This window comes from Micromonospora sp. C41, assembly GCF_018070485.1.
Lineage (GTDB): Bacteria > Actinomycetota > Actinomycetes > Mycobacteriales > Micromonosporaceae > Micromonospora > Micromonospora chalcea.
Genome location: NZ_JAGPXP010000019.1, coordinates 73,964 through 92,076, shown reverse-complemented (window position 1 = coordinate 92,076; position 18,113 = coordinate 73,964). Strand labels below are relative to the sequence as shown.

Sequence of the window (18,113 nt, the reverse complement as noted above, 5' to 3'; positions counted from 1 at the left end):
CGCAGCTCAACCCGGATCGCGGGGAGCCTGCTCAGACATCGTAGGGTGGCCGCGGGATCGGGTCCACCATCGCGTCGAAGCCCTTCGGAAGCTGCGCGACGAGGTCCTGGAACTCCCCCACCGTCACCGTGTCGCGCAGCGTGGCGAGCACCGCCACCGCGCCCACCTCGGCGACCGCCGGATCCACCGCCGCACGCTCGGCCACCCGGTACAGGAAGTCCACCGCGCCGCCGGTCACAGCGATCCCACCCGGCTCCAGATAGCCGCCGACGTCGTCCGGCAACTGCGCCGCCAGGTCGGCCGCCTCGTCCGCGGTGACCCGCTCGGCGAGGGTCTGCAACACCGCCCGGGAGATGGTCGCGGCCTCGTCGGACGGCAACTCGGACCGCCGCGCCACCGCCTCGACGAACAGGGGGAACCGCATCCCACCCCTCCCCTCGCCGCCGGCGGGCACCACGCCCGCACCGGTCGGCCCCGGCGGGTACCCGCCTCCACCCCGGCCAAACGCCCCCGGCCCGCGGCCGGTCACCACGAGTGGCTGCCGCACCACGAACCGGGAGTAACATCCGGCCCATGGCCCCCGTCACCACCCACCCCGGCGCCTGCCCGCTGGACTGCCCCGACACCTGCGTCTGGCAGCTCACCGTCTCCGACGGCGTCGCGGTCGGGCTGCGCGGCGACCGCGACCACCCGTTCACCAGGGGCGCGCTCTGCGGCAAGGTGAACCGCTACCTGGACGCGGTGAACGGGCCGGACCGGCTCACCACGCCCTGGGTCCGCACCGGCCCGAAGGGTGCGGGACGGGTCGCGTACCGGCCGGCGAGCTGGGACGAGGCAGTCGAGCGGGTGGCCGCCGGACTGCGCGCGAGCATCGAACTCCACGGCCCGGAGTCGGTGCTGCCCTACTACTTCGCCGGCACGATGGGCCTGGTCCAGGGCTGGACCATGGGACCCCGGCTCTTCGCCCACCTGGGCGCGTCCCGGCTGGACACCACCATCTGCACGGCGGCGGCGCGGGCGGCGCTGCGCTCACTGTACGGCGCCTCGGTCGGCTTCGAACCGGAGTCGATCGTCGAGGCGGAGCTGATCGTCCTCTGGGGCGCCAACCCGCTGGTGACCAACCTGCACCTGTGGCCGTTCGTGCAGCAGGCCCGCGAGCGCGGCGCGTACGTGGTGACGATCGACCCGCTGCGCACCGACACGGCGGCCCGCAGCGACGAGCACGTCGCGCCGCTACCCGGCACCGACGCGGCGCTCGCGCTCGGGCTGATGCGCCACGTCCGCGACGCCGGGGCGGCCGACGAGGCGTGGCTGGCCGCGCACACCACCGGCTGGCCGGAACTGGCCGCCCGGCTCGACGACTGGCCGGTGGAGCGGGCCGCCGCCGAGTGCGGCCTGCCGCCCGAGGTGGTACGCCGCCTCGGCGAGCGGATCGCCACCACCCGGCCCACCGCGATCCGCGTCGGGCTGGGCCTGCAACGGCACCACGGCGCCGGGCAGGCGATCCGCGCCATCTGCGCGTTGCCGCTGGTCACCGGCGACTTCCGGTACCCCGGCGGCGGGGCGCTGGTGACCACCAGCGGCCACCACCGCATCGACAACGGTCCGGTGATCCGGCCCGCCGGCATGCCGGCCCCACCGGCCCGGACGCTGAACATGAGCCGGCTGGCCACCGTGCTCACCGGGGAGGCCGACCCGCCTGTCACCTCGCTCGTGGTGTTCAACGCCAACCCGGCGGCGACCGCGCCGGACCAGGCCCGGCTGCTCACCGGGCTGGGCCGCGCCGACCTGTTCACAGTGGTGCTGGAGCAGCGCTGGACCGACACCTGCGACTACGCCGACGTGGTGCTCCCGGCGACCATGCAGCCCGAGCACCTGGACCTGCAGACGTCCTACGGGCACCACTACACGACGTTGAACCTGCCGGTCACCCGCGCGCCGGGCGAGGCGCTGCCGAACACCGAGATCTTCCGGCGGATCGCCGCCGCGCTCGGGATCGACCACCCGGCGTTCTCGGACAGCGACGAGGACCTGGCCCGGCAGTTGCTGGCCGACGCGCCGATCACGTTCGAGGAACTGCGCGAACGCACGTACGCCCGGCTCACCGGCGTGCCGGTCGGGTCCGCGCCGTACGCCGCTGGCGGGTTCCCCACGCCGGACGGGCGGGCCCGGCTGCACGACCCGGCGCTCGCCGCGCTCGGGGTGGACCCGCTGCCCGGGTACACGCCACCGGCCGAGGCGGCCGACCCGGAACTGGCCCGCCGGTTCCCGCTGACGCTGCTCACCCCGGCCAACCGCTACCTGATGAACTCCACGTTCGCCTCGCTGCCCTGGCACACCCGCCGGGCCGGGCCGCCGCGGCTGCACCTGCACCCGGCCGACGCGGCGGCGCACGGGCTCGCCGACGGCGACGCGGTGCGCGTGCACAACGACCGGGGCGCGTTCCTCGCCGCGGTGGCGGTGGACGAGGCGACCCGGCCGGGGTGCGCGTTCACGTACAAGGCGTACTGGGCGCGGCGCAGCCCGGGGCGTTCCACCGTCAACGCGGTCACCGGCGTCCGCGACACCGACCTGGGCGAGGCGCCGACGTTCCACGACTGCCGGGTGGCGGTCGAGCCGGTGCCGGCCGCCCTGCTGACCGCCGAGCCGCCCCTGGACGAGGTCGCCGAGCCGGTAGCGGCTGGGTGATTCGGGACCTCCGGCCCCCTGACCTGGTCATTGCGCCCCTGCTCCTCCCCCGTCGCCGCCGCCTAGCGTCGGGGGCGGACACAGGGAGGTTCGCCATGCGTACGTGGCAGGTGCAGGACGTGATGACCAGGGACGTGGCGTCGGTACGGGAGGGCACGGCGTACCGGGAGATCGTCGACGTGCTGACCGAACGGCACGTCACGGCGGCGCCGGTGGTGGACGAGACCCGGCGGGTGCTCGGCGTGGTGTCCGAGGCGGACCTGATGTACAAGGTGGAGCTGCTGGGCCAGCCCCGGGAGCGGCGGATCCTGCCCGACCGGCACCGCCGCGAGGCGCAGGCGAAGGCCGGTGCGACGCTCGCCGCCGACCTGATGACCGCTCCGCCGGTCACGATCACGCCGGACGCCACGATCGTGGAGGCGGCCCGGCTGATGGACACGCGCGGCGTGAAGCGGCTGCCGGTGGTCGACGACCTCGGCCGTCTGGTCGGCATCGTCACCCGCGGTGACCTGCTCAAGGTGCACCTGCGCCCGGACGCCGGCATCCGGCGCGACGTGGTCGAGGAGGTGCTGTGGCGCAGCCTCGGCGTGCGCGATGGCGTGGTCGACGTGACGGTGCAGCGGGGCGTGGTGACGCTGACCGGGCAGGTGGAGCGACGTTCCACGGCGCAGCTCGCGGTGCGGCTGGCCCGGCAGGTCAGCGGCGTGGTAGAGGTGGTCGACGCGCTCGGCTACGCGATCGACGACGCCCCGATGGCGGCCCTGCGCGTCGGCGTCGCCTGAGCCTGGCCGGCCCGCGTCGGTCCACCCGGCGTCCACCGGTATCACTCCTGGGCGAGCGCGTCCAGCACCAGCGCGGCGGTCCAGCTGAACGCCGGCGAGCCGAGTCCGGCGCCGGTGTCCGGGTGGAAGTACTCGTGGCAGCCGGCCCGGTCGACCAGGTCGAGCAGCGACTCGCGCAGTCCGGCGGCCAGGTCGGCCCGGCGGTGGGTACGCAGACCCTGCCAGAGCAGCCAGCCGGTGTTGATCCAGCTCGGCCCGCGCCAGTAGCGCAGCGGCTCGAAGTCCGGGGCGGTGCGGTCGTACGTGGGCAGCGGCCGGTCCATCCGGGCGGCCAGCCCGAAACGCGGCGAGCACGCCTCGGCCAGCACCGCCGACACCTGCGCGGCGGGCAGCTCGGGCAGCGCCAGCGGCATCAGCCCGAGCACGGTACGGGCCGGCACGAGGCGGTCGGCGCGCACGTCGCGGGGACGGAACGTGCCGGTGACCGGGTCCCAGAGCCGGGTGACCATCGCCTCGGTGATCCGGGCCCCCCGGTCCCGGTGCGGCCCCGGGTCGGCGCCGATCACCGAGGCGATGCGCGCGAGGGCGTACTCGGAGACGCCGAGCGCGGCGTTCACCAGCGGGCACTCCACCAGGAACGGGTGCCGCCCGAGCAGCCCCTCGTCCCGGTAGCGGCCGGCCCGGTACGACTCCACCAGCGCGACGTAGCGCGCGTAGTCCAGGTCGGTGGGGCGCTGCGCCGCGTCGGCGTGCGCGGTGTCGTGCCGGCGGTACGCGCGCATCACCGCCTCGTCGGCGGGCACCCCGGCCAGCGGCGCGTCCCAGGCCGGGCTGTTGTCCAGTCCGGACTCCCACGGGTGCACGATCGCGGCCAGCCCGCCGCCGCCCGCGTCGCGCCGACCGGTCAGGTAGCGCTGCTGCGCGACGAGCCTCGGGTAGAGCCGCCGCAGCGCGGCCACCGACGCCTCGGAGGAGGCGCGGCGGTGCACCAGCCAGGCGGCCGGGGCGTGCACCGGCGGCTGGACGATGCCGGAGGTGGCCCGGGCCGGGGCGCCGTCGGCGCGGGCCGAGTCCCAGAACTGGGGCCCGGGGAAGTACGGCCCGGCACGGGAGGCGGGGTTGAACACGATGTGCGGCACCCGCCCGTCGATCCACTGCGCGGCGAACAGCGTCCGCAGCTCCCGCCAGGCCCGGTCGGGGCGGACGTGTGCCAGGCCGATCGCGATGAACGCCGAGTCCCAGCTCCACTGGTGCGGGTAGAGCGTGCGCGAGGGCACCGTGTGGTCGTGTTCCCAGTTGGCGTCCAGGGTGGCCAGCGCGAGGCGACGCAGCCGGGCGTGACGGTCGGCGTCGGCGCGTACCCCGGTGGTCAGCGTCATGCGGCGGCCCGCCGGGGACGGGCCTGGGCCAGCGCGGTGGCGGCCTGGCGCAGCGCGGCGACCGGCTCGCCGCGCAGCCGGCACTCCAGCGCGAGCCAGCCGGTGTAGCCGATCGCGTCCAGCGTGCCCAGCAGCGCCGCCCAGTCCAGGTGCCCCGCGCCGGGCTGGTGCCGGTTGGAGTCGCTGACCTGCACGTGCCCGAGGTACGGCGCGGCGGCGCGCAGCGCGGCGTTCGGGTCGTCCTCCTCGATGTTCATGTGGTACGTGTCGGCGGCCACCCGCAGCGCCGGTGACCCGACCGCGCGGCACAGCTCGACGGCCTGGTCGAGCCGGTTGACCATGTGGTCCTCGTACCGGTTGAGCGGTTCCAGGAACACGGTGACCCCCTCGGCGCGGGCGTGCCCGGCCAGCTCGCCCAGGGCGTCGACGAGCACCCGCCGGTCGTCGTCGGCCGAGCGTGGTGGTTCGAACGGGGGCAGCCGGCGGGAGAACATGCCCCACGCGGCCGGCGTCATCGCGCCGACGCCGCCCAGCTCGGCGATCACCGAGAGCTGCGAGCGCAGGTTGTCCACCGCGTCGCGGGAGCGGCCCGGGTCGAAGTCGCCGACGAAGTGGTCCATCTCGACGCAGACGGTCGGCATGACCACGCCGGCGGCGCGGGCGCGGCGCAGCTCCGGCAGCCGCCCGGCCAGCGCGAGGTCACCCCGGCCGCGCAGCTCGATGCCCTGGTAGCCGAGGGAGACGGCGAGGGCGTACTTCCCGATCAGGTCGGCGCCGGGGAGCAACTGCTCCTGGCAGGCGAGCGGAATGTCCATCAGAACCTCAGCACCACTTGGAGGACGTCACCGTCACCGCGGTCGAGCAACGCCAGGGCGTCGGCCACCGCGCCCGCGTCGACGACGTGGCTCACCAGCGGCAGCGGGTCGACGCTGCCCTCGGCCACCAGGTCCATGAACGTGTCCGCGATCCGGGTCCCGGACCACCGGCCGGCCGTGCCGGGCGCCGGGTCCGGCCCGGAGACCTGGGCGGCCACCAGCTGGATCCGGTTGTGGTGGAACTCCTCGCCGAGTTCCAGCCCGTGGGCGTACCCCTGGTAGAAGCCGGCGGCGACGACGCGGCCGGCGTGGGCGGTGGCCCGGATCGCCTCGTGCAGCGCCGGGTACGACCCGGACAGCTCCAGGCAGACGTCTGCGCCCCGGCCGCCGGTGGCGGCTCGCAGCGCGGCGGCGGGCGACCCGGCGGCGGCGTCGACGACCCGGCGGGCGCCGAGCCCGGTGGCGTGCGCGAGCCGCCCGGGCATCCGGTCGACGGCGACCACGCGGGCGCCGGAGAGCACCGCGAGGCGCGTGCCGAGCAGCCCGATCACGCCCTGCCCGAAGACGCCCACCCAGTCGCCCAGGTGCAGGTCACCGGCGAGCACCGCGGTCAGCGCGATGGCGCCGGGGCGGGCGAAGACGGCGGCGAGCGGGTCGATGCCGGGCGGCAGCGGATGCGCCGCCGCGGCGGGCAGCACCGCTTCGGCGCGGTGCCCCCAGATGCCCCAGACGAGCTGGCCGGGCCGCCGCCCGGCGACGTCGGGGGCGACCTCGACGATCTCGCCGACCTCCTCGTAACCGAAACCCACCACCGGGTACGCGGACCCGGCCTGGCGGGGCACGAACATGCGGGCGCCGGCGTCCCAGTCCTTGCGCAGTCGCGGGTTGCTGCCCCGGTAGAGCGTCAGCTCGGTGCCGGCGGAGATGCCCGAGTAGTGGGTGCGGACGCGGACCTGGCCCGGACCGAGCCGGTCCGCGGGGCAGGGCTCCAGGCGTACGTGCCGGGGCCCGGCCAGAGAGACAACCCAGTTGCTCATGGCGTCGCTCCGAAGAAAGTGCCGACCTCGATTCTAACCCAAAAAATGGGCATATGTGATTACATTGACGAATCGATGGGTATTAGCGGCAGGCCGTACTCTTTCGAGAGGAGCGCCACCGATGTCATCACCCTCCACACGGCGGCTCGCAATCAGCCTGATCCTGGCACTGGCCGGGACCGGCGTGGCCGCATGCAGCGACGACGGGCAGAAATCCGACAGTTCCCGGATCACCGTCTGGAGCCTGGAAGACGTGGCGGACCGGGTCGCCGCCACCAAGGCGATCATCGCCGACTACACCGCCAGGACCGGCGTCCAGGTCAACCTCGTCACCGTCAACGAGGACCAGTTCCCGTCCCTGATCGCCTCCAGCGCCGCCGCCGGTGACCTGCCCGACGTGGTCGGCTCGGTCTCGCTCGCCGGGGTGCGCACGCTGTCCGCCAACGAGCTGGTGGACGCCGACGCCAACGGCGCCGTCGTCGAACGGCTCGGCCGGGACACGTTCACCCCACGCGCGCTGGAACTCACCAGCGACGGCGGCACGCAGCTCGCCGTACCGAGCGACGGGTGGGGCCAGCTGCTCGTCTACCGCAAGGACCTGTTCGCCGCCGCCGGCCTGCCGGCGCCCGACACGTACGAGAGGATCGCCGCCGCCGCGGCGAAGCTGAACACCGGCGGCGTCGCCGGCATCACCGCGGCGACCGCCCCCGGTGACGTGTTCACCCAGCAGACGTTCGAGCACCTGGCGCTGGCGAACAACTGCCGGCTCACCGACGACTCCGGCAAGGTCGTTCTCGACTCCCCCGAGTGCGTCGAGGCGTTCCGCTTCTACGGCGACCTGATGCGCAACAACTCGGTCAAGGGCGCCCAGGACGTCGACACCACCCGGGCCACCTACTTCGCCGGCAAGGCGGCCATGCTGATCTGGTCGCCGTTCATCCTCGACGAGCTGGCCGGGCTGCGCGCCGACGCCCGTCCCACCTGCCCGCAGTGCCAGTCCGACCCGGCGTGGCTGGCCAAGAACAGCGGGTTCGTCACCGCGATCAAGGGCCCGAACGGCACCGAGCCCGCCCAGTACGGCGAGGTCAGCTCCTGGTCGGTGCTCGACGGCGCGGCCGACCCGGCGAAGTCGTTCGTGGAGTACATGCTCTCCGACGGCTACCCGCGCTGGTTCGGCATGTCCCCCGAGGGGCGCTTCCCGGTGCGCACCGGCACGCCGGAGGACAAGCAGAAGTTCCGCACCGCCTGGAACACCAGCCCGGCCGGCGTGGACACCAAGAAGCCACTGTCCGAGGTCTACGGCGAGGACGTGCTCGCCACGCTGCGGCGCAGCCCCGACACGTTCCAGCGCTGGGGCCTGACCGAGAACCAGGGCAAGCTCGTCGGCGCCATCCTGGGTGAACTACCAGTGCCCAAGGCGCTCGCCGACGTCGTCGGCGGCAAGTCCGACGCCCGCGCCGCCGCCGAACGCGCCCGCAAGGACGTCGAGGCGATAGCCAAGGGCGTCAATTGACCACCACCGCGCCGGAGGCCGGCCGCTCCCCCGCACCGGAGCGACCCCGCCGACCCGGCCGCCGCCCGCTGACGCTGCGCCGCCGCGAGTCCCGTGCCGGGCTCGCGCTGGTCGCCCCGACCCTGCTCGTCGTGCTCGCGGTGATCGGCATACCCATCGTCTGGACGGTGGTGCTGGCCTTCCAGCGGGTACGCCTGGCGACGCTGCGCAAGACCGGCCTGTTCGGCGAGCTGACACTGGACAACATCGACCGGGTCCTGCACACCCCCGGATTCGCCGACACGCTCTGGACCACAGTGCTCTACAGCGTCGGCGGCACCGCCGGCTCGATAGTGGTGGGCCTGGTGGCGGCGCTGGCCGTACGCGGGCCGTTCCGGGGCCGCACGCTGGTCCGCGCGTCGATGCTGCTGCCGTACGTGGCGCCGGTGGTCGCCATGACGTTCGTCTGGCAGGTGATGCTGGACCCGCAGCTCGGCATCGTCAACGACTGGGGCAAGCGCTTCCTCGGCTGGGATCAGCCGGTGCCGTTCCTGTCGCAGGAGTCCACCGCGCTGTGGACGGTGATCGCGTTCGAGGCGTGGCGCTACTTCCCGTTCGCGTTCCTGTTCCTGCTCGCGCGGCTCCAGGCGGTGCCCGGTGAGCTGGAGGAGGCCGCCCGGGTCGACGGCGCCACACCCACGCAGCGGTTCCGGCACATCCTGCTGCCGCAGCTCATGCCGGTGATCGCGCTGATCGGCGTGCTGCGGTTCATCATGACGTTCAACAAGTTCGACGACGTCTACCTGCTCACCGGCGGCTCGGCCGGCACCGAGGTGGTGAGCGTCCGCGTCTACCAGTTCCTCACCGCCCGCACCGACATCGGCGCGGCCGCCGCCCAGGCCGTCGTGCTCGCCGTGGTGCTGCTCGTGTTCGTGGCGATCTACCTGCGCTTCTTCGGCGCGCGACGGGAGGCGTGATGGACCGGGACCGGATCGAGACGGTCAGCCTGCGCTGGCTGCGCCGGCTGGTGATCGCCGTGTTCCTGGTGGTCACGCTGCTGCCGTTCTGGTACATGCTGGTGCTGTCGGTACGCCCGATCGAACGCCTGCTGCTCGACCCCGGCTCGCTGTGGGTGCCGTTCGGCGAGCTGACCGTCGCCACGTACGCGGAGGTGCTGAAGTCCGTCTCCGACGGCGGCCAGGGCTTCCTCACGTTCATCCGCAACAGCGGGCTGGTGGCGCTCGCCGCCACCGCGCTCACCCTGGTGATCGCCATTCCCGGCGCGTACGCGGTGTCCCGCCTGCGGTTCTTCGGCCGACGCCAGGTCAGCGCGCTGTTCCTGGCGGTCTACCTGTTCCCGTCGATAGTCATCGCGATCCCGCTGTTCGTGGTCTTCACCCGGGCCGGGCTGCGCGGGTCGCTGACCGGCCTGGTGCTCGTCTACATCTCGCAGACACTGCCGGTGTCGGTCTACATGCTGAAGAACTACTTCGAGACCATCCCGGTCAGCCTCGAGGAGTCGGCGGCGATCGACGGCGCCGGCCGGCTCGGCATCATCCGCCGGGTCAGCCTGCCGCTCGCCGCGCCGTCGGTGATGGCCGTCGCGCTGTACGACTTCATGATCGCCTGGAACGAGTACCTGTTCGCGCTGCTGTTCCTGGTCGACCGGCCCGACCGGTGGACCGTGTCGCTGGGGCTGTCGCTGCTCGCCGACGGCGTGGAGGTGCCCAAGACCGTGCTGATGGCCGGCTCGGTCATCCTCACGCTGCCGATCGTGGTGCTGTTCTTCGCCGGGGAGCGAATGCTCACCGAGGGACTCACCAGCGGGGCCGAGAAGGGCTGAGCGTCCGTGCCAGGATGATCGGGTGCGAGCATCACGGGAGGACCGACCGGCCGGCACCCGACTGGCCCGGCTGCTCACCGAGGCGCTCGCCCCGACCGTCCTGGTCACCGCGCTGCCGCTGATCGCCGCCGCCCGGGTCAGCCGCTCGGCGGGCCAGTTCCTGCTCTGGGGCGGCATCGCGCTCACGTTCTGCGCCGTCATCCCGATCGGCGTGCTCGTCCACGGCGTACGCCGGGGGCGGCTCACCGACCGGCACGTCGGCGACCGCACCCAGCGGGCCCGGCCGCTGTCGATCGGGCTGGCCTCGGTCGCGGCCGGGTTGCTGCTGCTGGCGGCGGTCCGCGCGCCCGCCGAACTGTTCGCCGTGATCGTGGTGGTCTTCGTGGTCGGCGCGGCGTGCGCGCTGGTGAACCACTGGTGGAAGCTGAGCATCCACGCGGCGGTCGCCGCCGCCACCGTCGCCGTGCTGGTGCCGCTGGCCGGGCCGGCGGCGAACCTCGGCTGGGCGCTCGTCGCGGCGGTCGGCTGGTCCCGGGTACGGCTGGTCGACCACACCTGGCCGCAGGTGCTGGCCGGCGTCGCGCTCGGCGGACCGCTGGCCGCCGGCACGTTCCTGGCGCTCGCCTGACCCGCCGCCACAAGATCAGCTACGGTGGCCTCATGGGCAAGCCGACCCGCTGGGTGACCGACACGAAGCCCGGCCACTCGCAGTGGTACGTGGACCGCTTCCGCCAGCTCGCCGCCGAGGGCGCCGACCTGTCCGGTGAGGCGCGGCTGCTCGACGCGCTCGTACCGCCGGGCGCGCGCGTGCTGGACGCCGGCTGCGGCACCGGCCGGGTCGCCGCCGCGCTCGCCGCACGCGGGCACGACGCCGTCGGCGTGGACGCCGACCCGACACTCGTCGAGGCGGCCCGCGCCGACCACCCCGGCCCCCGCTTCCTGGTCGCCGACCTGGCCGAGCTGGACCTGGCCGCGCAGGGTGAGGCCGAGCCGTTCGACGCCGCCGTGCTCGCCGGCAACGTGATGGTCTTCGTCGCCCCCGGCACCGAACGCGACGTGCTGGCCCGCGTCGCCGCCCACGTGCGCCCGGACGGCCTGGTGGTGGTCGGTTTCGCCACCGACCGCGGCTACCCGGTCGGCGACCTGGACGCCGACGCGGTGGCCGCCGGGCTGCGCCCCGAGCACCGTTTCGCCACCTGGGACCTGCGCCCCTGGCGCGACGACGCCGACTTCGCGGTGAGCGTGCTGCGCCGCCCCGCCGACTGACCCTTCTCCTGCCGACCAGGGCTCAGGCGGGTGCGGCGACGGTGCGGGCGGCCTCCGGGTCGAGCGGGCTGCCCGCCGGCAGGAGGTCCACCAGGCCCGCCGGCAGCCGCGCCGGACGCACCCCGGCGTAGCCGAGCATGCCCGGCACGTCCGCGCCGGTCAGCGCGTACCGCCGCCCCAGGTCGGTGACCACGCAGACCGTGCCGCCGGTCGCGCCCGGCGCGGACACCGCCTCCACCAGCGCGCCACGTCCCGGCTCCACCACCACCTCGTCGGCGAGCCCGGCCCGGCCGCCGGGCGTCCGCGTGGCGGCGGCGAGGTCCGGCGCGGTGACGCCGACGCGGATCTCGCGTACGCCGGCGTCGTCCCCGGCCCGCGCGCAGATCGCACCGCTCTCGGCGGCGGCCAGCCGGGGCGGTACGGCGGGCGGCGCGGTCGGCCCGCCGGGCACCAGACCGGGCAGCTTCGGCAGCGCGGCGAACCGGCCGAGCGTGATCGGTTCGGGCTCCCCCTGGCCGGTGCGGGCCAGCAGCAGCGCCGCCTGCAACTCGGTGATGCCGGCCAGCCCGCCGCGCTGCGCCACCGCGTACTGCCGCCCGCCACCGGAGTTGCGCACCAGGTACACGTCACCCACGCTCGCGCCGGTGACCCGCTCGGACGGCTCACCGAGGTCACCGACCGGTGGCGGGACCAGGTCGGCACCGGCCGGCAGCGTGTTGAGCAGCGCCGCCGCGACCGGCACCGCCCGTTCCCGCGTGGCGGCCAGCGCGGCGAGCACCCGGTCGGTGTCGCGCAGCAGGTAGCGCCGGTCGTGCCAGAGCAGGTGCAGGCCGCCGTCCGGGTGCCGTGCCAGCAGCCCCTGGTCGCCGAGCGCCCGGCCGCCGGTGGCCTGCCGCCCGATCAGCAGCACCGACCGGGCCGCGCCGCGCCCGGTCTCGCCCTCATCCGTGGAGCAGAGCGTCCACGCGTCGCGGACGAGCCGGTTCGGCGCGGGCAGCGAGTCCGGCGCGTCGGCGATGCCCAGCGGCAGACCGCGCGGCACCCCCTCGATGGCGCGGCGGCCGACCAGCACCGTCTTCGGCTGCTCCGCCCCGATGATCAGCAGCGCGGAGGCGTAGTTCAACACCGGGTGCAGCTTCTCGTCGCGGTAGACGAACCGTGCGCCCGACTCCTTCTCCACGATCACCGCGCCGGTCTCGCGCCACGAGTCACCGCCGCCGGTGAACAGGCCGTAGAGGGCGACGCCGCCGAGCGCGATCGCGGCGACCAGGACGCTGGCCAGACCGGCGCCGGCCAGCCGGCGGAACGGGGACTGCGGCGGGTCCGTCTCCCGCATGACGAGCGCGGCGACCGCCCGCTGGACGGTGAACTGGTACGAGTGCAGCTGGTCCTGCCGCGACGCCATCGTGTCCCTTCCCGCCGGGATGGTCGGCGCACAGGATAAGCGCTCCGTCGATGCCCCGGCGACCCTGCGTGTCCCTCACCGGCCCGGACCCCACCACCTCCCCGAGCTGGAGTCGATCAAGGCGGCCAGGACCACCCCACCCGGAATGGATACCCCCGGGGGTGTGTTACACATGCAGAACCCGAATCAACGGAGGTACTGATGGCCAGCGTGGCGTTGACCACCACCGACTTCGCGGAGACCGTCAACCGGGACGGCATCGTCCTGGTCGACTTCTGGGCCGCCTGGTGCGGTCCCTGCCGGGCGTTCGCGCCGGTCTACGAGAAGGCCAGCGAGCAGCACCCGGACATCGTCTTCGGCAAGGTCGACACCGAGGCGGAGCCCATCCTCGCGGCGGCCGCCCAGATCCGGTCGATCCCGACGCTCATGGCGTTCCGGGACGGCATGCTGGTGTTCGCCCAGCCGGGCGCTCTGCCGACGGCGGGGCTGGAGGAGCTGATCCGGGCCGTGCGTGACCTCGACATGAACGAGGTCCGGGCCCAGGCCGGCGTCTGATCGGGGTGGCGACAGTGGTACCCCCTGGGGTATGTTCGAACGCAGGAGGTGGGACGTGAATCTTCGACCCGAGATGACCGGCGAGGCGCTGACCCGGCTGAAGCGTGCCCGGGGGCAGCTCAACGCCGTCATCGAGATGATGGAGAACGGCGAGGACTGCCGCGCCGCGCTGACCCAGCTCGCCGCGGTCTCCAAGGCCATCGACCGGGCCGGCTTCAAGATCATCGCTTCCGGCATGCGCTACTGCGACGCCGCCCGCCAGGCCGGCGAGGAGCCGGAGATGACCGAGGAGGAGCTGGAGAAGCTCTTCCTGTCCCTGGCCTGACGGCGCCCGACCGACCGACCGAGTCCCGCCCGCCCGACCGGCTGAGCCCCGCCCGCGCCGTGTGACCACGGCGCGGGTGGGTAAACCACTGCCCGGAGAACCCGGGCCGCAGACTGTCCCACACATACCCCCCGGGGTATATAGGCAATGAGAGGAAACGACATGACTCTCGACGTGTCCGTCATCGCGACCTCCTCGCTCGGCGACCGCAGCTACCTGGCCTCCGACGGCCGGGTGGCGATCGTGGTCGACCCGCAGCGCGACATCGACCGCATCCTCTACCTGGCCGGCGCCAAGGGCGTACGGATCACCCACGTGGTGGAGACGCACATCCACAACGACTACGTCTCCGGCGGCCTGGAGCTGGCCCGGATCACCGGCGCGCAGTACCTCGTGGCCGCCGCCGACACCGTCGAGTTCGACCGCACGCCGGTCTCCGACGGCGACACCGTGCCGGTCTCGGACACCATGCGGCTGCGGGTGCTCGGCACCCCGGGCCACACGTTCCACCACCTGTCGTACGTGCTCGACGAGCGCGACGGCGACTGGACGCCGGCCGGCGTGTTCACCGGCGGCTCGCTGCTGTTCGGCACCACCGGCCGCACCGACCTGCTGGGCCAGCAGTACGCGCACGAGCTGGCGCACCACCAGCACGCCTCCGCGCGCAAGCTGGCCGACCTGCTGCCCGACGGCGCGCAGGTGTGGCCCACGCACGGCTTCGGCAGCTTCTGCTCGGCCAGCCAGGCCGACGCCCCCGAGTCGACGATCGGCCGGGAGAAGCAGGCCAACCCGGTGCTGCGGCTGGCCGCCGACCAGTTCGTCACCGAGACGCTGGCCGGGCTGGACGCCTACCCGGCGTACTACGCCCACATGGGCGTGGCGAACGCCGCCGGTCCCGCCCCGGTGGACCTCACTCCGGTGGCCCGCGCCGACGCCGACGAGCTGCGCCGCCGCATCGCCGCCGGCGAGTGGGTGGTCGACCTGCGCCACCGCAAGGCGTACGCGGCCTCGCACCTGGCCGGCACGGTCAGCCTCGGCCTGGACGGCCCGATGTCGACGTGGCTCGGCTGGCTGATCGACTGGGGCGTGCCGATCACGTTCCTGGCGCAGACCCCGGAGCAGGTCGCCGACGCCCAGCGGGAGCTGGTCCGCATCGGCATCGACCGCCCGGCCGCCCAGGCCACCGGCGAGCCCGAGCAGTGGACCGGCGACCCGTCGCAGCTGCGCGAGATGGCCGTGGCCGACTTCGACGCGCTGGCCGCCGCGCAGGCCGGGAAGACGCCGGCCGGGCTGCCCGAGCCGCAGGTCGTCCTCGACGTGCGGATGACAGGCGAGTGGAAGGCCGGGCACATCGACGGCGCGGTGCATGTGCCGCTGCCGGACGTGCCGAAGCGGCTCGCCGACATCCCCGCCGGGACCGTCTGGGTGCACTGCGGCTCCGGCTACCGGGCCACCGCCGCCGCGTCCCTGCTCGCCAACGCCGGCCGCGACGTGGTGCTGATCGACGACTCGTACGGCCGGGCCGAGGCGGCCGGCGTACGCATGGCGCCCAGCGCCTGACCTCTCCCCGAGCGCCCGGCCGGCGTGCCCCTGCGCCGGCCGGCGCTCGACCCTGCCCGAAAACACCCGCTGAAGGAGACAGAGCATGACCACGACCACCCCCACCACCATCGACGCGGCGACGCTGCGCGAACTGATCGCCGCCGGCCGTACGCCCCGGATGCTCGACGTGCGCACGCCCGGTGAGTTCGAGGCGGCGCACATCCCCGGCGCGTACAACGTGCCGCTGGACCTGCTCCGGGAGCACCGCGCGGAGCTGCGCAGCCACCTGGACGAGGACGTGGTGCTGATCTGCCGCTCCGGCGTCCGGGCCGGCCAGGCCGGTCAGGCGCTCGGCACCGTCGGCCTGCCCAACGTCAAGGTGCTCGACGGCGGCATGCTGGCCTGGCAGGCCACGAACGCGCCGGTCAACCAGGGCCGGGCCCGCTGGGACCTGGAGCGCCAGGTACGTCTCGTCGCCGGTTCGATCGTGCTCGCCGCGATCCTCGGGTCGGTGTTCGTGCCGGGCCTGAAGTGGGTCGCCGCGTTCATCGGCGCGGGCCTCACGTTCGCCGCGCTCACAAACACCTGCGCCATGGGCATGCTGCTGAGCAAGCTGCCGTACAACCGGGGCGCGAGCTGCGACCTGGACACGATCGTGGGGCAGCTGCGCGACGGGAGCCGCAGGTGACCACCCTCGCGCTGACGCTCGCCGGCGCGGTGCTGATCGGCGTGACGCTGGGTCTGCTCGGCGGCGGCGGTTCGATCCTCGCCGTGCCGCTGCTGGTCTACGTCGCCGACCTGCCCGCGAAGGAGGCCATCGCCACCTCGCTGCTCGTCGTCGGCGTGACCAGCGCGGTGGGCGTGCTGCCGCACGCCCGCGCGAGCCGGGTCCGCTGGCGCACCGGGCTCATCTTCGGCGTGGCCGGCATGACCGGCGCGTACGCGGGCGGCCGGCTGGCCGAGTTCGTGCCGGCGAGCGTCCTGCTCACCGGGTTCGCGCTGATGATGCTGGCCACCGCGGTCGCGATGCTCCGGGGCCGCCGGTCCACCGAGGGCCGGTCGAAGCCGCACGAGCTGCCGATGCTGCGGGTGGTCGGGGACGGCGTGGTCGTCGGGCTGGTCACCGGCCTGGTCGGCGCGGGCGGCGGCTTCCTGGTCGTACCGGCTCTGGCCCTGCTGGGCGGGTTGCCGATGCCGGTGGCGGTCGGCACCTCGCTGGTCGTCATCGCGCTGAAGTCGTTCGCCGGCCTGGCCGGCTACCTGTCCAGCGTGCAGATCCACTGGGGGCTGGCCGGCGCGGTCACCGCCGCCGCGGTCGTCGGCAGCCTGCTCGGTGGCCGGCTCGCCGGGCGGATCCCGGCCGACGTGCTGCGTCGCGGCTTCGGCTGGTTCGTCGTGGTGATGGGCGTGTTCGTGCTCGCCCAGCAGCTGCCGCTGATCTGGGGACTCACCGTGGGAGCGCTTGCCGCGGCCGGTACGGTCACCATGGCGGTGTGGGCCCGCCGAGGAAGGGGACACAGTGGACAGCAGCACCTGGGACAGCCGGTACGCCGACACGCCCGGGCTGGTGTGGAGCGCTGAGCCCAACCGTTTCGTGGTCGAGTCGGTCGCCGGGCTGACTCCCGGGTCGGCGCTGGACATCGCGGCCGGCGAGGGACGCAACGCGGTCTGGCTGGCCGGTCAGGGCTGGCGGGTCAACGCGGTGGACTTCTCCACCGTGGCCGTCGAGCGGGGGCGGCAGATGGCCGCCGCGCGGGGCGTGACAGTCGACTGGCGGGTAGCGGACGTGACCGCGTACCGGCCGGTGCCGAACAGTTACGACCTGGTGCTGATCAGCTACCTGCACCTGCCCGCCGCCGAGTTCGCCGGCGTGCTCGCCGCGGCGAAGTCCGCGCTGCGCCCCGGCGGCACGCTCGTGGTGGTCGGGCACGACCTGGCCAACCTCACCGGTGGCACCGGCGGCCCGCAGGACCCCGCCGTGCTGCTCACGCCCGAGGCGGTGGTCGACGGGCTGGCCGGGCTGCGGGTCCAGCGCGCCGAGACCACCCGCCGGCCGGTCCCGACGAGCGACGGCGGCGCCGTGGACGCGCTGGACACGGTCGTGGTGGCCACCCGCCCCGCCGACTGAGCGCCACGCGCCGTGGTTTCGCCGGGCCGGGCCGGCACCGGCCGGTAGCATCCGGGGACGGATCGGCGGAGAGGACACCGGGTGGGCGCGCGCTTCGAGGAACTGGCCTGGCGGGAGACGCCGATCGGCGAGATCAGCCTGCGGCGGCGGCGCGACCCGGCGCTGGGCGCCGAGGTGTACGAGGTGAAGCTCGATGACGAGTACCTCATGTCCAGCGCCTTCCCGGTGGCGGAGATCGAGCTGGCCCGGCTCGGACTGGCCGCGCTGACCGGCACGGAGCTGGACGTGGTGGTCGGCGGGCTCGGCCTCGGCTACACGGCACGGACCGCGCTGGAGGATCCCCGGGTGCGTTCGCTGCTCGTGGTCGAGGCGATCGAGGACGTGATCGACTGGCACCGCCGGGACCTGCTGCCGTTCACCGCCGGGCTGGCCACCGATCCGCGTACCCGGTTCGTCCGGGCGGATTTCTTCGCCGCGGTCGCCGACGGCGGTTTCGACCCGGACGAGCCGGGCCGCCGCTTCCACGCGGTGCTGCTGGACGTGGACCACTCCCCCCGTCAGGTGCTGCACCCGAGCCATGCCGCGTTCTACACGGTCGACGGGCTGCGCCGGCTGGCCGCGCTGCTGCACCCGGACGGGGTCTTCGCGCTCTGGTCGAACGACCCGCCGGACCCGGAGTTCCAGCGCACTCTCACCGCTGTGTTCCCGACCTCGGTGGCGCACGTCGTCCGGTTCCCGAACCCGTTGCAGGGCCGGGAGGCGGCGAACACCGTGTACGTGGCCCGGCACTGACCCGCCCGGCCACGCATGGCCGCAGGGCCAACGGGAAAGCGGGCGGCCGACCGTACGACGGGAG

The 18,113-nt window shown here is 74.1% G+C and carries 19 protein-coding genes; 14 read left to right on the top strand and 5 right to left on the bottom strand.

Translation table 11 applies throughout. The annotated features are described in order from the left end of the window. Nucleotides 1–31: 31 nt before the first annotated feature. Complete coding sequence (locus KBX43_RS20750) at nucleotides 32–424, bottom strand: DUF2267 domain-containing protein (RefSeq protein ID WP_210886692.1); 393 nt, start codon at nucleotides 422–424, stop codon at nucleotides 32–34. Between the two features lie 149 nt (nucleotides 425–573). Between KBX43_RS20750 and KBX43_RS20745 the strand changes: the two genes are divergently transcribed. Together KBX43_RS20745 and KBX43_RS20740 are read left to right on the top strand one after the other, a co-directional pair. Then, nucleotides 574–2,688: a molybdopterin-dependent oxidoreductase gene (locus tag KBX43_RS20745; RefSeq protein ID WP_210886689.1), complete on the top strand. Its 2,115-nt coding sequence runs from the start codon at nucleotides 574–576 to the stop codon at nucleotides 2,686–2,688. Nucleotides 2,689–2,783: 95 nt separating this feature from the next. Beyond that, entirely contained in the window at nucleotides 2,784–3,470 is a 687-nt protein-coding gene (locus KBX43_RS20740) for a CBS domain-containing protein (RefSeq protein ID WP_069088191.1), read from the top strand. Nucleotides 3,471–3,511: 41 nt separating this feature from the next. Here KBX43_RS20740 and KBX43_RS20735 read toward each other — a convergent pair whose 3' ends face one another. From KBX43_RS20735 to KBX43_RS20725, 3 genes are read right to left on the bottom strand one after another with little or no spacing between them, the layout of a single operon-like run. After that, on the bottom strand, nucleotides 3,512–4,849 hold the full coding sequence (locus KBX43_RS20735) for a hypothetical protein (RefSeq protein WP_069088190.1): 1,338 nt from the start codon (nucleotides 4,847–4,849) through the stop codon (nucleotides 3,512–3,514). Further along, nucleotides 4,846–5,664 carry a sugar phosphate isomerase/epimerase family protein gene (locus KBX43_RS20730; RefSeq protein WP_043324649.1) on the bottom strand — a complete coding sequence of 273 codons (819 nt, stop codon included), beginning with the start codon at nucleotides 5,662–5,664 and terminating at the stop codon, nucleotides 4,846–4,848. The genes KBX43_RS20735 and KBX43_RS20730 overlap by 4 nt, the downstream gene beginning before the upstream one ends. Next, a complete protein-coding gene (locus KBX43_RS20725) occupies nucleotides 5,664–6,701 on the bottom strand; it encodes a zinc-binding dehydrogenase (protein WP_210886687.1) in 1,038 nt (345 codons plus the stop codon). Before KBX43_RS20725 ends, KBX43_RS20730 begins: the two co-directional genes overlap by 1 nt. 121 nt (nucleotides 6,702–6,822) lie before the next feature. Between KBX43_RS20725 and KBX43_RS20720 the strand changes: the two genes are divergently transcribed. From KBX43_RS20720 to KBX43_RS20700, 5 genes are read left to right on the top strand one after another with little or no spacing between them, the layout of a single operon-like run. Further along, a complete protein-coding gene (locus tag KBX43_RS20720) occupies nucleotides 6,823–8,214 on the top strand; it encodes an ABC transporter substrate-binding protein (protein ID WP_210886684.1) in 1,392 nt (463 codons plus the stop codon). Next, nucleotides 8,211–9,170, top strand: coding sequence for a carbohydrate ABC transporter permease (locus KBX43_RS20715; protein WP_174535954.1), 960 nt, complete (start codon nucleotides 8,211–8,213; stop codon nucleotides 9,168–9,170). Before KBX43_RS20720 ends, KBX43_RS20715 begins: the two co-directional genes overlap by 4 nt. Further along, complete coding sequence (locus KBX43_RS20710) at nucleotides 9,170–10,036, top strand: carbohydrate ABC transporter permease (RefSeq protein ID WP_210886682.1); 867 nt, start codon at nucleotides 9,170–9,172, stop codon at nucleotides 10,034–10,036. The genes KBX43_RS20715 and KBX43_RS20710 overlap by 1 nt, the downstream gene beginning before the upstream one ends. Nucleotides 10,037–10,058: 22 nt before the next feature. Then, on the top strand, nucleotides 10,059–10,664 hold the full coding sequence (locus KBX43_RS20705; protein WP_069088186.1) for a phosphoesterase PA-phosphatase: 606 nt from the start codon (nucleotides 10,059–10,061) through the stop codon (nucleotides 10,662–10,664). A gap of 32 nt (nucleotides 10,665–10,696) precedes the next feature. Then, nucleotides 10,697–11,302 carry a bifunctional 2-polyprenyl-6-hydroxyphenol methylase/3-demethylubiquinol 3-O-methyltransferase UbiG gene (locus KBX43_RS20700; RefSeq protein ID WP_043324656.1) on the top strand — a complete coding sequence of 202 codons (606 nt, stop codon included), beginning with the start codon at nucleotides 10,697–10,699 and terminating at the stop codon, nucleotides 11,300–11,302. A 22-nt stretch (nucleotides 11,303–11,324) separates the two neighbouring features. Here KBX43_RS20700 and eccB read toward each other — a convergent pair whose 3' ends face one another. Next, the gene (eccB, locus tag KBX43_RS20695) at nucleotides 11,325–12,707 is read right to left on the bottom strand and encodes a type VII secretion protein EccB (RefSeq protein WP_210886679.1); all 1,383 of its coding nucleotides are present in this window, start codon (nucleotides 12,705–12,707) and stop codon (nucleotides 11,325–11,327) included. A 201-nt stretch (nucleotides 12,708–12,908) separates the two neighbouring features. Between eccB and trxA the strand changes: the two genes are divergently transcribed. The 7 genes from trxA (at nucleotide 12,909) to KBX43_RS20660 (ending at nucleotide 18,049) form a co-directional block, all read left to right on the top strand. Further along, a complete protein-coding gene (trxA, locus tag KBX43_RS20690; protein ID WP_210886676.1) occupies nucleotides 12,909–13,262 on the top strand; it encodes a thioredoxin in 354 nt (117 codons plus the stop codon). Nucleotides 13,263–13,317: 55 nt separating this feature from the next. After that, complete coding sequence (locus tag KBX43_RS20685) at nucleotides 13,318–13,587, top strand: metal-sensitive transcriptional regulator (RefSeq protein ID WP_013285930.1); 270 nt, start codon at nucleotides 13,318–13,320, stop codon at nucleotides 13,585–13,587. A gap of 162 nt (nucleotides 13,588–13,749) precedes the next feature. After that, nucleotides 13,750–15,147: an MBL fold metallo-hydrolase gene (locus tag KBX43_RS20680; protein WP_043324660.1), complete on the top strand. Its 1,398-nt coding sequence runs from the start codon at nucleotides 13,750–13,752 to the stop codon at nucleotides 15,145–15,147. An 85-nt stretch (nucleotides 15,148–15,232) separates the two neighbouring features. Then, nucleotides 15,233–15,817: a rhodanese-like domain-containing protein gene (locus KBX43_RS20675; RefSeq protein ID WP_064446201.1), complete on the top strand. Its 585-nt coding sequence runs from the start codon at nucleotides 15,233–15,235 to the stop codon at nucleotides 15,815–15,817. Then, nucleotides 15,814–16,710: a sulfite exporter TauE/SafE family protein gene (locus KBX43_RS20670; protein ID WP_210886674.1), complete on the top strand. Its 897-nt coding sequence runs from the start codon at nucleotides 15,814–15,816 to the stop codon at nucleotides 16,708–16,710. The genes KBX43_RS20675 and KBX43_RS20670 overlap by 4 nt, the downstream gene beginning before the upstream one ends. Then, nucleotides 16,649–17,257, top strand: coding sequence for a bifunctional 2-polyprenyl-6-hydroxyphenol methylase/3-demethylubiquinol 3-O-methyltransferase UbiG (locus KBX43_RS20665; RefSeq protein ID WP_043324663.1), 609 nt, complete (start codon nucleotides 16,649–16,651; stop codon nucleotides 17,255–17,257). The genes KBX43_RS20670 and KBX43_RS20665 overlap by 62 nt, the downstream gene beginning before the upstream one ends. An 81-nt stretch (nucleotides 17,258–17,338) precedes the next feature. Next, entirely contained in the window at nucleotides 17,339–18,049 is a 711-nt protein-coding gene (locus KBX43_RS20660; protein ID WP_043324664.1) for a spermidine synthase, read from the top strand. Nucleotides 18,050–18,113 lie beyond the last annotated feature (64 nt).